Annotated in this window: 7 protein-coding genes; 6 read left to right on the top strand and 1 reads right to left on the bottom strand. The window is 55.9% G+C overall.

What is annotated here, in order from left to right; all coding sequences use genetic code 11:
- Positions 1 to 250 precede the first annotated feature (250 nt).
- From K227x_RS23215 to K227x_RS23190, 6 genes are all read left to right on the top strand, one after another.
- Positions 251 to 1,006: an arginyltransferase gene (locus K227x_RS23215; RefSeq protein WP_246146111.1), complete on the top strand. Its 756-nt coding sequence runs from the start codon at positions 251 to 253 to the stop codon at positions 1,004 to 1,006.
- Between the two features lie 81 nt (positions 1,007 to 1,087).
- Positions 1,088 to 2,788 (top strand): DUF1598 domain-containing protein, encoded by a 1,701-nt coding sequence (locus K227x_RS23210; RefSeq protein ID WP_218933477.1) that lies wholly within the window; start codon positions 1,088 to 1,090, stop codon positions 2,786 to 2,788.
- Positions 2,789 to 2,935: 147 nt separating this feature from the next.
- Positions 2,936 to 6,091: a PVC-type heme-binding CxxCH protein gene (locus K227x_RS23205; protein ID WP_145173490.1), complete on the top strand. Its 3,156-nt coding sequence runs from the start codon at positions 2,936 to 2,938 to the stop codon at positions 6,089 to 6,091.
- A 136-nt stretch (positions 6,092 to 6,227) separates the two neighbouring features.
- Entirely contained in the window at positions 6,228 to 6,902 is a 675-nt protein-coding gene (locus tag K227x_RS23200) for an OB-fold-containig protein (RefSeq protein ID WP_145173487.1), read from the top strand.
- 47 nt (positions 6,903 to 6,949) lie between these two features.
- On the top strand, positions 6,950 to 8,941 hold the full coding sequence (locus tag K227x_RS23195; protein ID WP_315854365.1) for an SPFH domain-containing protein: 1,992 nt from the start codon (positions 6,950 to 6,952) through the stop codon (positions 8,939 to 8,941).
- A gap of 294 nt (positions 8,942 to 9,235) precedes the next feature.
- Entirely contained in the window at positions 9,236 to 14,473 is a 5,238-nt protein-coding gene (locus K227x_RS23190) for a DNA repair ATPase (protein WP_145173481.1), read from the top strand.
- Between the two features lie 386 nt (positions 14,474 to 14,859).
- Here K227x_RS23190 and K227x_RS23180 read toward each other — a convergent pair whose 3' ends face one another.
- The gene (locus tag K227x_RS23180) at positions 14,860 to 15,300 is read right to left on the bottom strand and encodes a hypothetical protein (protein WP_145173475.1); all 441 of its coding nucleotides are present in this window, start codon (positions 15,298 to 15,300) and stop codon (positions 14,860 to 14,862) included.
- Between the last annotated feature and the right edge of the window lie 4 nt (positions 15,301 to 15,304).

Raw genomic sequence — 15,304 nt, 5'->3', positions numbered from 1 at the left:
TATTTCAACACCACGATCCTGGCAGGGAGGCTCGATTTTGGGAACGCTAATTTAGCGGTATTGAACTGAAACTTAAACTCGAACTCGAACTCGAACTTAAACTCTCTCTCCCCTTCCCCACGCTCGCGCCCGCCTTGTCGGGCCCTAACCAGCGGCCAACCCATTGGGCGGGTTCGCATCGGTATCACGGCATCGGGTAAGATGGAGAGCGTCTATCCATTGATGCTTCTTCGCGAAAGAGGGCTCACGTGTGAGTCATCCCGAAACGCTGCCCGACAACGCGATGCGGGAACTGCGTCTGGTCGTTGTCCAGGACGAACTGCAGCCCTGCCCGTATCGTGACAACGTCGTTGCTCGGATGCCGCTGCGAATGCCGGTTGGTCCGGTCACCGATCGCATGACCGATCAATTGTTGGCAGCCGGTTTTCGTCGCAGCGGTGGGTTCCTTTATCGCACCGAGTGCCCGCAGTGCCGCGAGTGCAAGCCAACGCGAATCGAAGTCGACCAGTTTCAGATGACTCGTTCCATGCGCCGCGTTCTGGTTCGCGGCGACCGTGAACTGCAGGTCCAATGGGGGCGGCCGCTGGTCGACGATCGCAGGGTGTGGTTGTTCAACCAGCATCGTCAGATTCGTGATCTCGGCACCGATGGTGAAACGGTGACAGCCGAAGCGTACCGATCGTTTTTGACCGAAACGTGTTGCGATACTCGCGAACTATCAATCCGGTTTGACGGATCGTTGATCGCGATCGCCATTGTCGACGTGGGCGAATCGGCCATTTCCGCGGTCTACACGCACTTTGATCCCGCAGCCAGCCGGTTCAGTTTGGGGACCTACGCCATTTTGAAGCAAATTCAGTGGGCGAAAGATTCGGGGCGGCGTTACGCTTATCTAGGGATGTACGTCGCCGACAACGATCATCTGAACTACAAGTCACGGTTCGTGCCCCAACAGCGACTCGACGATAATCTCTGGGATACGGTTCCGCCACTTTCCAGCGGCTGATGTTTGTCGCTGCGGATGGCGACAGATGATGTCCGGCGAACGTACCGGCATGACTCCTTCTTCAACACACGCGAGACCGAAATGAACCTACGCAAGTTAGTGGCAACGGGATCGATCGCAATCGCATGTTGCACGCTGGTGTGCCTGAGTGCGACCAGGGGCATGGCCGAGGATGTTGCAAGCCACTTGGCGGCGGGTGAGTTTGCGGCGGCCGCGGCGATGGTGGGCGGGATGCCGGCTGACCGACAGCCGATCGTTTTGGCTGAAATTGCCTCGTCGCAAAGTTCGTCGGGCGAACTGGCTGGTGCCGAATCGACGATTCGATCGATGAACGCCCCCGCCGCTCGCCAGCAAGCGATCGATGATATTCGCGCAGCCGGCGGTGCGTCGTTCGCCAATTTCGATTCGCTGATCGACCTGATTCAGACCACCGTTGTGCCCGATACCTGGGATCTTCTTGGTGGCCCCAGTTCGATGAAAGAATATTCGCAAGGCGTTTACGTTGACCCCGAGGGAACCGTTCATGCATGTGAAACAGTCGCGGCATCGGACGAACTTGAAAATTTGAAAGTATCGTTGCTGGCCGGCCGAACATCGGCGGTGCCGGATGCGGATCGTTGGCGGATGCCGTCTCAACTTCGTTGCGTTTCGCTGCGACGGTTGCTGGACGAATCGAATCGCCGACGGTTCTCTGGAACCCCATTGTCTGCAGCGATGTTGCACACTGCAGGATTGTCGGATGTCCGCTTCGTGTTTTTGGATCCCCGTGGTGATGACATCGTGATTGCGGGTCAAGTTGGCGGGATCGAGTCGGTCGATGGCGTGCTGCGAGATCGCGTGACCACGCAGGGTGCGCTGCGGATGGATTTTTTGATCACTTCGCTGGCATCCGTTTTGTCGGGACAAAAGTTTGGCTGCACGATCGATCCAACAACGGTCGGCCTTCAGCGTTCTGCCGCGGTAGCCGCCGATGTGCAAGCGGATCGAATTCCGATCGGGAAGTCGGCCGATGCTTTGATGGCGGCATTGGGGATGCAGCGAGTCGAAGTGTTTGGAACACCGGGGGATACATCGATCGGATATCTGATGGTCGAAGCCGATCGGCACATGAAACAGTTGGCGTTGGGCGTGCATCCGATGCCAGAGAATGCGATGAACTACTTGGATGTGACGGATGCCACGATCGATCGTGGGGCACCCAATGGTTTGTTGTTGCGACTTTGGTTCACCGCGTCACCACGCAGCGTCCGCGCAGACGCCGAGCGGACCATTTTTGAAATCGCCGGTTCGCCGATCCGTTTGTCGGGCGAGAACGAGCGAGCGATGGCTGATGGGGCGCGAGGGAATTTGACAAAGGACTTTCGAACGGAAATGTTCGTTGCCGACTTCAATCAACATTTTGACGATATTCGCAGCAAGTACCCCGTCTATGGATCTCTCGAAGCGATCTACCAAGCGGCGTCGGTGTCGGAGTTGCTGAGGCGATCGGTCAAGACACCCGGGCATCATCAATTGATCGCCCAGTGGGCGTCCACTTCGTCATCCTCCGTCTCCTCGGCAACCATGCCAACGCCCCGTCAGGTCGAATCGATCGCCGTGCTGCATCGGGTTCGACACGCAAGGCAGATCCACCACGTGTTGATCGCTAGCGGTGGGGTCGCCGTCAACGCTTCGGCAACCTTGGTCGGCGAAGTGGCCAACTATCCATCGCTTTCGTCGATGGCCAATGTCCCCACCGACCGACCACGCGTGGTCCAAAATTGGTGGTGGGACGCACGCTAGTTTGGACCTCGGGCGATCAGGGTTCGTTGGATCAACTTCAGGGAGGATCGGGGCAACAGTTCGCAATCGTTGACGCAGATGGCTATCGTAGGCGGTTGACCGTTTTAGACCGCACCTACGTCCTCCATTGATCGTCGCAGTCGTTTCATGAATCAACGCTTTTTGGGCCGTTTGTTGGCCGCATCGTGCTGGCTAAGTGGATGCATCGCTGTGGGGTTTTGCTGGGCGGACGATTTCGGCGACGCGCCGCTGGGCGCCGCATCAATCCAGGTGCCCGCCGGATTCACGGTGGAACTGGCCGCCGGTCCACCGTTGGTTACCCATCCGACGATGGCCTGTTTTGACGACGCCGGTTGCTTGTACGTTTGCAACAACGCGGGCGTGAACGCAACGGCGGAACAGTTGGAAGATCAACTTCCCAATTCGATCCGCAAGTTGGTTGATCGCGATGGCGATGGGCGGTTCGATGCTTCCACCGTTTTCGCTGACAAGATGACGTTTCCGATGGGTGGCGTTTGGCATGACGGGTCACTGTACGTGGCATCCCCACCGAACATTTGGCGATTGACCGACACCGATGGCGATGGTGTGGCCGATGAACGCAAGGTGCTGGTTTCGAAGTTTGGCTACAACGGCAATGCCGCCAGCGTGCATGGTTGTTTCTTTGGTCCCGATGGCCGGTTGTATTGGACCGACGGATTTCACGGTCACGAATTTCGCGACGAGGCTGGCAATGTGACCAGCCAGCGTCAAGGTTCCTATCTGTTTTCCTGCCTGCCGGATGGTTCCGATAAACAGATCCACTGTGGCGGCGGCATGGACAACCCGGTTGAAATTGACTTCACCGATTCGGGTGATCTGTTGGGCAGCGTCAATATCATTCGTAGTCGCCCACGTGTGGATGCGCTGGTCCACTGGTTGCACGGTGGCGCGTATCCACACCGACGCCAAGTGCTAGAAGAAATGAAGATCACCGGCGACGTGTTAGAACCAACGCATGGTTTTGGACATGTCGCCGTTTCTGGAATGACACGTTATCGCAGCGGAGCGTTGGATGATGGATGGCGTGATAACCTATTCGCGACCTTCTTCAATGGCGGCAAGGTCGTTCGACTTGATCTGCAACCAAGCGGATCGACCTATACCGCGACACAGCACGAATTCTTGTCATCGACTAGCCGCGATTTTCATCCCACCGACGTGTTGGAAGACGCGGATGGTAGTTTGTTGGTGATCGACACGGGAGGATGGTTTTACCGAGGTTGTCCGACGTCCCAGTTTGCCAAGCCCGATGTGTTGGGAGGCATCTATCGAATTCGGAAAACGTCAGCACCCGAGTTGGTATCCGACCTGGATCCGCGTGGACTTCAGATCGATTGGGCGATGCTTTCGCCGTCGCAACTGATCCAACGAATGGGCGATCCGCGATTCGCGGTTCGGCAGCGTGCGATCAGTGAATCTGCAGCGCGGGGACAACGGATGTTGCCATCGCTGGGCCGGTCGATTGCCGACGATGATGCCACGGTTCGGCGAAACAGTGTTTGGACGTTGACGCGATTGGCCGTTGATGATGCTGCGGTGTCCGATGTTGCGACGACAATCGCTGTCGCGCTAGACGACGTGGATCCCACGATTCGGCAAGCGGCATGCATGGGATTGTCACGCTGTGGGCCGCACGTCAATGTTGACGCATTGATCTTGCGTTTGTCGGATGAATCGATGGGGGTGCGCCGGCGAGCTGCCGCGACGCTCGGGATGGTCGGTGCCGTCGACGCAGTGCCCGCGCTGATCCGGTCGTTGCAGTCCGATACGATTGATCGGTCCGCTGAACATGCCATGATTTACGCGTTGATCGAAATCGGCGATTCGCCAGCGATTCGGCAGGCGTGGGACGCCGTAGAGCAAGATGATTTACTGGATCGCGAGTCGAAGGAATATGCGTCGGTCCAACGTGGCGTTTGGATCGCGTTGGATCAGATCAGCCCTGACGAATTGACGTTTTCGCAGATCGCATCGGGTTTGACTTCCAACGATCCACCTACCCGCCGTTTTGCAGTTCAGACTGCGATCGGGCATCCGGCGTGGTTGCCGAGGATCGTTCAGTGGATGCGGGACCTTATGAAGGTGGACGATGGAAATGGTTGGTCCGATTCGATCGAGAAGTTGATGTCCGCGTTCATCGCAGATCCAGCGGTCGCGGAACTGGCGTCGATGGGATTGCAGGGGAGTGCACCGGAGCAAACGCAGTTGATGGTGTTGCGTGCGATCGCCGATGGCAATCACTCGGGTTTGCACCCCGGTTGGATTGATTCGATCAAGCGACGGCTGTCCGATCATAATGACAGGATTGTTCATCCAACAATCGCGGCGGTCGCATCGATGTCGGGGGATACCTTTGATCAACCGCTGGCTCAAATTTATGACGATCAGACGCGTTCCATCTCGCTGCGAATCAGCGCGATGGCAGCCCGAGCCGCCGGCGGTGCGGGCATGTCATCGTCGATGTTGGATCGCTTGCTTGCTTGGTATCGATTGGGGCCGCCGTCGGTATCCAATCAGGTCATCCAGATCATCGGTACGACCAAGATTGCGGCGGATCAGTTGCCCCGAGTGATTGAGTTGTTGCCCGATGCATCACCCGCCCAATTGCGTCAATTGTTGCCGCTGTTTGCCAGTCCCGTCGACGCGGATGCTGCGCGATCCTTTCTGGATGCGATGGATTCCGCCGATGCGCTGCTAAGTTTGGCCGTCCATGAATTTTCTGATGTGATTCTAAGGTTCCCGCCCGACACTCTTGATCAGGCCAACCGGATCTTGGATCGATTGAAACAGCATCAGCAACAGAAACTGGATCGGCTGGCTTCCATTCGTCAGCATCTGTCCCAGGGGGATTCTGCGCGGGGGCGGATGGTTTTCCATAGCGAGAAATCGAAATGCAGTGCCTGTCACCGGATCGGCCAGCAAGGGAATCGAGTTGGGCCTGACCTGACCACCATCGGCGCCAACCGATCCGCCAGCGATTTGTTGGAATCGATCGTGTTTCCGTCGGCCAGCATTGTCCGGGATTACACAACCCACAAAGTGTTGACCGTCGACGGACGTGCCTTTGTGGGCGTGGTAGTCGAGGACGCCGGAGGGGCCATCCAGTTGCAACAGGCGAACGGCAAGATGGAGTCGATTGCTGCGGACGACATCGATCAGATCGCTGCCAGCGCGGTATCGATCATGCCGGCTGGGCTGGATGAAGCGCTGACCGAGGCCGAGTTGGTCGACATCGTGACATTTTTGCTTGATCAGCGCTAGGCTACGGAGGATTCCGCAAATTCGGCAAAGTTCGCCAACAAAGCGGAGAATTCAGGATGGATCAGCGCCCTGGTGGCGGGCCGACGGTGCCTAGGTCGTAGGCTTCAACGTTCCCCCATACAGGCTAGACGTAACCGTGACCGATTCGCTGACCCAGCTTGCTGAACGAATGTTCGTCGGTCCCGTGTGGCCCGCGTCGATTCTAGTGGCGTTGCTGGTTCTGTATACGTTGTTTGCCCTGGTCGGTTTGATCGATCTGGGGATGGATCTGCCCGATTTGGATGTCGACGTCGACGTTCCAGACGCTGGCGGAGTGGACGTGGACATCGACTTTCTGCACGGCATCGGTGCAACCACAATTCGCTGGACCAACATTGCCAAGGTGCCCGTCATCCTGTGGGGTGGCGTCTTCGCTGTTGCATTTTGGTCAGTGTCCTACGGCCTTTGGCACCACTTCGATATCCATCGCTACGACCCCACTTGGCTAACCAGCACCTTGTTGTCGATTCGCAACTTGGTCATCGCGACCGGGATCACCAAATTGGCGACCCAGCCGTTGGTCGGTTACTTCGTCGATCCACCATCGTATGACCAAACCCGGTTGATCGGTGCAACCTGCGAAATCACAACCTCCCAAGCAACATCCGAGTTTGGGCAGGCAAAGTTTCGCACCAACGCAGCCCCTTTGCTGTTGAACATCCGCACCGACGGGCCTGACATCCCCAAGGGCACAGAAGTTCGCATCATCGAATTTGATTCAAAAACACGCATCTACAAAGTAACTCATCTTCCTACGGAGACATCATCGTGACCCTGTCTACTCCACTGTTGGCGGTCAACTTTCTTTCGGGAGGATGGATCGCTACCTACATCGCGTGCTTTGCCCTTTTGGCATTGTTGCTGACGTTCAAAAAATACTTCATCGTGGTCGGACCCGACCGAGCGATCGTGAAATCGGGTCTAGGCGGCTTGGATGTCACCACGGCGGGTGGCAAGTTCATCGTGCCGTTGTTCCACCAATATGAATTCATGGATCTGACGCTGAAAAGCTTCGAGATTGATCGTGAAGGCAGCGCCGGTCTGATTTGCCGTGACAACATCCGGGCGGACATCAAAGTCGCCTTCTTCATTCGTGTCGATAACAGCGACGAAGAGATGAAGGAAGTCGCCCAGTCGATCGGTGCCCGGCGCTGTAGCGAACTGGAAACACTGCGTGAACTTTTTGATGCCAAGTTCAGCGAAGCACTGAAAACGGTCGGGAAACAGTTCGATTTTGTTGATCTGTATGACCAGCGTGACAAGTTCAAAGAAGAGATCTTGAAGGTCATCGGTACGGATTTGAACGGATACCGTTTGGATGACGCGGCCATTGACTACTTGGAACAGACCCCGCTGTCGATGCTGTCGCCGACCAATATTCTGGACGCCGAAGGTATCAAGAAGATCACCGAACTGACGTCGAACGAAAAGGTCAAAGAGAACCAGTTCACGCGGGACAAAGAAAAGACGCTGAAGAAGCAGGACGTCGAGGCCGAGGAAACGATCCTGTCGCTGGAACGGCAACGGGTCGAAGCCGTCGAGAAGCAGAAACGCGAAATTGCTGAGATCACATCACGCGAGGAAGCGTCGGCTGCCAAAGTGCGCGAAGAGCAGCGTTTGGAATCCGAACGTGCTCGGATTCAAACCGAAGAAGAACTGGGCGTCGCCGAAGAAAACAAGAGCCGCCAAGTCTTGGTCGCGATGCGGAACAAAGAAAAAACTGACGCGGTCGAACTGGAACGCGTCAATCGTGATCGCGATCTGGAAATGACCGAACGATTGCGTTTGGTAGGTGTGGCCGAGATCGAAAAAGAGAAGGCCATTGAAGTTGAAAAACGCAACATTCAAGAAGTGATTCGCGAGCGGGTGGCGATCGAACGCACCGTCGTCGAAGAACAAGAACGAATCAAAGACACCGAAGACATCGCCAAGGCCGATCGTTTGAAGAAGGTGCAAGTCACCGCGGCCGACATGAAGGCCGAAGAAGAATTGATTCGCGTCACCAAAGCGGCACAGTCCGAACGAGATTCAGCAACCTTGTTGGCCGAAAAGGTCCGCATCGATGCCGACGCACGTCGAGATGCCGCCGAGAAAGAAACCGAAGCTGCCAAGATGTTGGCCGAAGCAGCCATGGCGACCCAGGCAGCCAGTGGTTTGGCCGAAGCGAAGGTCATCGAAGCCAAGGCGTCCGCCAGCGAGAAGCAGGGTCTGGCAGAAGCCAATGTCGAACTAGAGAAGTATCGCAGCGAAGCAATCGGGATTACCGAAAAGGCCGAAGCGATGAAACAGTTGGACAGCGTCGGCAAGGATCACGAAGAATTCAAGCTGCGACTGGACAAGGAAAAATCAGTCGAAATCGCTGCCATCGACGCACAGCGTGGCATCGCCGAAAGCCAAGCCAGTGTCATGGGCGACGCGCTGAAGAGTGCACGCATCGATATTGTTGGTGGTGATGGAGAGTTCTTTGACCAGATCACCAGCGCCGTCAAGGGCGGCAAGGCGATCGACCGCTTTGTTTACAACAGCAAAGTCGCCACGGACATCAAGGACACGTTCTTCGATGGCAATGCCGACTATTTCCAAGACCAGCTTTCGGGTTTGGTCAAACAGTTCAATCTTGACACCGACGGCATCAAAGACCTGTCGATTGCGGCCTTGATTGCCAAAATGATGGGCATGACCAAAGCCGACGATGTCCGATCGCAACTGACCAGCTTGCTAAGCATGGCCGGGACCGCCAACGTCGCTGATCAAAAAGCCGGACGACTGTTGGCAGCTGCCAAGCCAGCCATAGGCGGCAAGAAGGCCTAACGTTGGATGTGCGAACGCGGGCGGTATGACCGCCCGCGTCCGCCTAAGCGAACCAGCGGGCTAAGTTGCCAACGAGGTTTCAGCCCGACGAGCCTATGAATTCAATTTTGTGAGCGGCAAGACACTAGCCGCATGTTGAAGGCAGTGGCTCGCCATGTCAGCAGGCGGCCGCCAGACCCGCGGCAGAAAACCTTTGCCATCCATCCACCAGCGACAACGATTGACGATGTCCGAATCGATTTGCCAGATAATCTCTTTGCCCACCGTGCGAGTTGATCGCGTCAGGAGCTTTGCATGACTGACACTCAACTTGCCGCTGGTACCTACGAGGTCCTGCGCAATCGACTGCGTGAAGCGGCAACCGATCTTCGTGACCGTTTGGCCAAGCTGAACGAATCACGCGCGGACGTATTCGGCAATATCGAAACGTCACTGATCGCCACCGAACGCGTCACGACCGAGCACAATTGTGTGCCGCGTGACATCGTGTCGGTCGGTCAAGAATTTTTGTTTGGTTACAACGTCCAATTCGGACTGAAGAACGAAATCGAATTGGCAGACGTATTTTCGGTCTACGAACTGCGTGAGAATCAGTTCCACGAATCGTCGCTCGATGTGATCGGGGAAAAACGGTTCGTCAGCGATTTTCACGAGCTGTACCGATTTTACAAAGACACGCGGTTCACGCGTTTCTTCCGTGTCGGGCCGATGCTGCACATGGTGTTTCAGGTTGGCAAGACCGAACGTGATATCAAGTCGTTCAAGTGGCGGGCAACCGCCGACACGATCGAATACATCGACAATCGCAGCGATCACGAAGTCAAAGATCCGCCCCAGCACGAATTCCGCTGGACTCGCACCACACGCGATCAGCACCACTACGGGGCCCACCCGCACATTTCGATCGAGGATCGTGTATTTGTCGAAACGGTCGGTGGTGACCTGACGATCAAGATCGAAAACAACACCGACACCGGCCAAGGGATCTACGCCGAACCGGTGGATCACGCTGACCAGACTCTGGATGATTCCGAGATCTACTATGCGGTGGTCGGGCACTTGGTTTTGATGAAAATCAAACCCTATCAAGAGAATGACTTTCGCTACATTTTGTTCAATGGCAAGCTCGGGCGAGCGATGCGTTTGGATGAAATCGCTAGCTGTTGTGTGATGCTGCCTGGCGATCACGGGATCATTTTTCCGGGCGGGTACTATTTGCAAACTGGCGAATTCAAACGATTCGACCACGGTTTGTTGGACATGCGTTACCAACGCACGATCGCCGCGCCCAATGGCGAGGACTATCTGTACCTGTTCTACAATCGGCAATCGGGTACCTACGTCCAACTGCGATACAACTTGATTCGTCAGAGCGTTGAAACGCCGATGGTGTCCAGCGGGCAAACGTTCTTTGAACGGGGCGAGATGGTCGTTTTTCGGACTCAGGACGAGCCACAGAAACACCATGCCATTCAAATCTGGCAAACCCCGTTCACCGATTCCAGCTTTGTGCCAGAGAATCAAACCGATTCGATGTTGTTCAAAATTGGCAACAAAGACATCGTTCGTGGAATGGCCGAATGCAACGAACTGTTGCAGTTGATCGAAAAAGACGACTCGTACGAAGGGTTGTATGTCGATCTTGGCAAGAAGGCATCCGATGTGCTGGACAGTTATTTCTGGATCGACAAGGAAGAAGCCGAACAGTTATCACAGCCGTTGCAGAAAATTCGCCAAGCGGCGGGGGCGGCGGTCGAAGAGTTCGAAAAGGTCGTGCGAGTTCGGCGTGATACCGAAGGACGCACCCAAGAGGTCCAGACCGCAGTCGATGCGTTGGTCAAATCGATCCAGCGTGGCCGCTTCGAAACGATCGATGACTACGTCGCCGCACTGGCTTCACTGCGCCAGCAGCGTGGCCACGCATTGGGGCTGAACGAACTTCGCTATGTCGACACCGCCGTCGTCGAGACACTGGAACAGGAAACCGCCGAGCAATCGGAACGGCTCAGTCGCCGTTGTGTGGATTTCTTGCTGACGCCTGGATCCCTAGACCCCTACGTCGAACGAGTCGAAACCGCGGGTGGCAAGGTTGCCAAGGTTGGTACGGTATCTGATGCAAAAAAACTTGGGACAGAGATCGACGAGGCGGGATCGCAGTTGGAGTTGTTGACGGAAACGGTCAGCAATCTGCGCATCGAGGATACGACCAAGCGGACCGAAATTATCGATTCGATTGGCGACGTGTTTGCGTCGTTGAACCGTGTTCGAAGTTCGTTAAAGGCTCGGGTCGGTGAACTGACCAGTGTCGAAGGCAAGGCCGAATTTGCGTCGCAGTTGAAGCTGCTAGAACAGACCGTTTCTGGCTACTTGGACGTCAGCGATTCGCCCGCGAAATGCGACGAATACTTGACGAAAGTCATGGTCCAGTTGGAAGAGTTGGAGGGGCGTTTTGCCGAGTTTGATGACTTCGTCGTCCAGTTGGCCCAGCGACGTGAAGACGTCTATGCGGCATTCGAATCTCGCAAGGTTCAGTTGGTCGAGAAACGAAATCGACGAGCCGAATCTTTAGCGTCGGCCGCTGGCCGGATTTTGAAAGGGATCGATTCGCGGGTCGGCAAAATGGAGTCGACCGACGAAATCGCAGCCTACTTTGCCGGCGACCTGATGGTCGAAAAAGTACGCGACATCATCGGTCAGCTTGGCGATCTGGACGATGCCGTTCGTGTCGAAGACTTGCAGAGCCGTTTGAAAACGATTCGCGAAGATTCCACTCGCCAGTTGAAGGATCGTCAAGATTTGTACGAGGATGGTGGTGACATCATCCGGTTGGGCAAGCAGCGCTTTGCCGTCAACACACAGCCGTTGGATCTGACAACGGTGTTGCGCGGCGGTGAAATGTGCCTGCATTTGACGGGAACTCAGTTTTTTGAACCGCTTCGCGATCCCGATTTGAAAGCTGCCCAGGACTTGTGGAATCAAGAACTGATCAGCGAAAACAGCGACGTCTACCGGGCTGAGTATTTGGCTGTGGACCTGTTTGAAAGCGGTCAGCGTTTGCCGGTCGTCTCGGGAACCGCTGCGGATCCGAACGCCTTGGATGCCTGCGTGACGCTGATTCAACAACAAATGTCGGGGCGATACGACGAAGGTTACTCCAAAGGCGTTCATGACCGTGATGCCGCTGCGATTCTTGCCGCGTTGATCGAAATGAACTCCGAGATCGGATTGCTGCGGCATTCGCCCGTGGTCCGTGCGGCGGCTCAGCTATGGTTCACTCAATTGTTGGCCGCCAAGGATCGCAATGCCTTGGTCGATTGGATCGGTGGATTCGCCGCCTTGGCGAAGGCTTACCCGCAGGCGCATCCCGCGGCCGAGTTCCGTGGACGCCTAACAGAGATGTCAGCAGCGGATCAGGAAATTTGGGGGCCGTTATTCGGCGACCAAGTGACTCCGCAGCGGATCGCACACTACTTGTTTGACGAGTTGACTCACGCACCGAAAAAGCCCGTGGCGAGTCACCGGGCGGCGGAACTGTTGGAAAAGTTCAATGCCAGGTCTTCGGCTAAGTTCGAAAAGGTGGCCGATCCGATTCGTTCGTTTGTACTGGCACGAAACTGGGCGGATGCGTTCTTGGAAGATTATGCGGATGCTGATTCGGCGGACCCCGCCATTGGGTACCGTGATGAATTGGCGTGGATTCTGATCCATGGTGGTGTTGGATCGATGAAGGTGGTTGATGCCCCGGTCGTTCGAACTCTGGATCATTTGGCGGGCAGTCACGGGCGGATTGCGTCTGGAAAGATGCCCGTTCATTTCCATGAAATGCTGGCCCGCGTGCGTGGCTACCGTGGCGATGTCGTGCCACGCTATCGCCGACTGCACGAAACCAAAACGCGATTGGTCGACGACGCTCGTGACGGTATGCGTTTGGAAGAATTTAAGCCTCGCGTGTTGACGTCATTCGTGCGAAACCGACTGTTGGACGAAGTCTATCTGCCGTTGATCGGCGATAACTTGGCCAAACAGATGGGCGCTGCCGGCGAGGACAAGCGGACCGATCGGATGGGGCTGTTGCTGTTGATCTCGCCGCCGGGGTACGGCAAGACGACGTTGATGGAATACGTTGCCAACCGATTGGGGATCGTATTCATGAAGATCAACGGTCCGGCGATCGGTCACGGTGTGACGTCGTTGGATCCGGCCGAAGCACCCAATGCGGCGGCGCGGGAAGAGATCGAAAGATTGAACTTGGCGCTCGAAATGGGCGACAACGTCATGCTGTATCTGGACGACATCCAACATACACACCCCGAACTGCTGCAAAAGTTTATCTCGCTATGCGATGCGACTCGCAAAATCGAGGGTGTGCGGAACGGCAAGACACGGACCTATGACCTTCGTGGGCGGCGGGTCGCTGTTGTCATGGCGGGCAACCCGTACACCGAATCGGGGGATCGTTTTCAGGTTCCCGATATGCTTTCCAACCGAGCGGACGTTTACAACTTGGGCGAAATCATTGGCGAGTCCGCGGATGCGTTCGAAATGAGTTACCTCGAGAATTGTTTGACCAGCAATCAAGTGCTGGCTCCCCTTTCAACGGCCGCCCCCGAAGACGCTCGTGCGATCATCGTCGCCGCAGGACGCGATTCCCTGGAAGGCATCGAACTGCAAAGCAACCTGTCGATGGATCAGGTTCGCGAGATGTTTGAAGTGATGCGAAAGCTGTTGCGGGTGCGCGACGTCGTGCTGAAAGTGAACCGAGCCTACATCCGTTCGGCGGCTCAGGCCGATGCGTACCGCACCGAGCCTCCGTTCAAGTTGCAGGGAAGTTACCGGAACATGAACCGGATGGCGGAAAAAGTAGCCAGCGTAATGAATGATTCGGAGCTGCAGTCATTGATCGTTAGCAGCTACGAACAGGATGCCCAGACGTTGACGACCGATAACGAAGCCAACGTGTTGAAGTTCAAAGAGCTGATGGGGATTCTGTCGGTCGACGAAAAGGAACGTTGGGACGGGATCAAGTATGCCTACGTCGAAAGTGTTCGAATGTCGGGCATGGACAGCGAGGATCAGGCCGGTCAGTTGATGCGTCAGTTGGCGTCGATGCGAGACGGATTGGAATCGATCCGGCAAGTCCTCTCTCGTGCCATCGCGGCCCGTGACAATGGCGCCGAGGAACGGATGGACGCGCGAGTTGATATGGTGCGTCAAAGCCTATCCGCGACCGGCACTGAGTTGGCGCAATCGTTGGCGTCGACCGGAAAACAATTGGAAAAGATCAGCGCACAACAAGCCTTGGCTCCGCCCGAACAAAAGGTGTTGGTCCAATACAAGGTTCCCCGAGAGATGGCCGAATTGATCAAGGGCCAGTTTCACTTGATGCAAGAATGGCTACGCCCGTTGCTGTCCGAATCGCTTGACAATGGTCGCGATCTGGACCGCTTGGCAGCTCAGTTGGAATCGATGATCACTAGCTACGCGAAGATCGAAGAAACCTTGGACGATCGAACCGGCGACGAAGGGCAGTGATAAGTCAGCTGGGATGGGGGGCGTGACACGATCGTTTGGGAGATGGTGATGGCACGCGGCTGAGTTTGGGTTTTGGGAGTGCCGGCGAGGAGTTCGAGTTCGAGTTCGAGTTCGAGTTCGAGTTCGAGTTTAAGTTTAAGTTTAAGTTTAAGTTTAAGTTTAAGTTTAAGTTTAAGTTTAAGTTGCCGTCGGAATAGCAGGCCGTGAACCCGCTTCCAAACTCCAAGCTCGTACTTCGGCGCAGAGTTTGCCCGGTCGTTCTAGTGCTCCGGTGCACCGGCCTGCGCGTCTCCTTCGGTTCATTCCACGGCAATCCAAGCGGGACGGCGTTTTCGTCCTGCGGCTTTATGCGTTCACTCGGGGGCGAACGGGGTTCGGGGCGGCGGCTACGATGCCGCATCGTCGACAAAGACTCGGCGTCGTATGATTCCCAACAATGCTTTTTGCCGGGTGTCCAACGTGATTCTTCTCGCTGCGATGGCGGTTGCCTCGTCAAACCGGCGACTGTTCAGCAGGATCGTGGCGGGGTTCTCGATGGCCGCCGCTACCGCGATCTCCTCTAGCAACACCCGCGACTTGCCTTTGATTCGGTGTGTGCTGCACAGTTCGCGGAGCATTCCCAGCGGTGTGTTGGTGATGGCTGGGGCTTGGTCGGCAAACCGCATTGCTAGTCCGCCCAGCAGGATGATGGTTGCTGGAATCCATGCGTACCACCACCACGAAGTTCCTGGTTCAATGACGGCATCTTGGTATTGATCGGCGAGCTCGGTCAGATGGGTTTCTGCCAGCAAGGCGGTGTGTTGGATCACTGAATTCAAGAATGCCATGCGG

It is taken from the genome of Rubripirellula lacrimiformis (assembly GCF_007741535.1).
In the GTDB taxonomy this organism is placed as follows: Bacteria; Planctomycetota; Planctomycetia; order Pirellulales; family Pirellulaceae; genus Rubripirellula; species Rubripirellula lacrimiformis.
The sequence above is the reverse complement of the archived record's forward strand: the minus strand, read 5'-3'. Positions and strand labels throughout refer to the sequence as shown.

Excerpts from the sequence above, each read along its gene's own strand:
- K227x_RS23190 (WP_145173481.1), top strand. The coding sequence starts at position 9,236 with ATGACTGACACTCAACTTGCCGCTGGTACCTACGAGGTCCTGCGCAAT.
- K227x_RS23205 (WP_145173490.1), top strand. The coding sequence starts at position 2,936 with ATGAATCAACGCTTTTTGGGCCGTTTGTTGGCCGCATCGTGCTGGCTA.
- K227x_RS23180 (WP_145173475.1), bottom strand. The coding sequence starts at position 15,300 with ATGGCATTCTTGAATTCAGTGATCCAACACACCGCCTTGCTGGCAGAA.
- K227x_RS23210 (WP_218933477.1), top strand. The coding sequence starts at position 1,088 with ATGAACCTACGCAAGTTAGTGGCAACGGGATCGATCGCAATCGCATGT.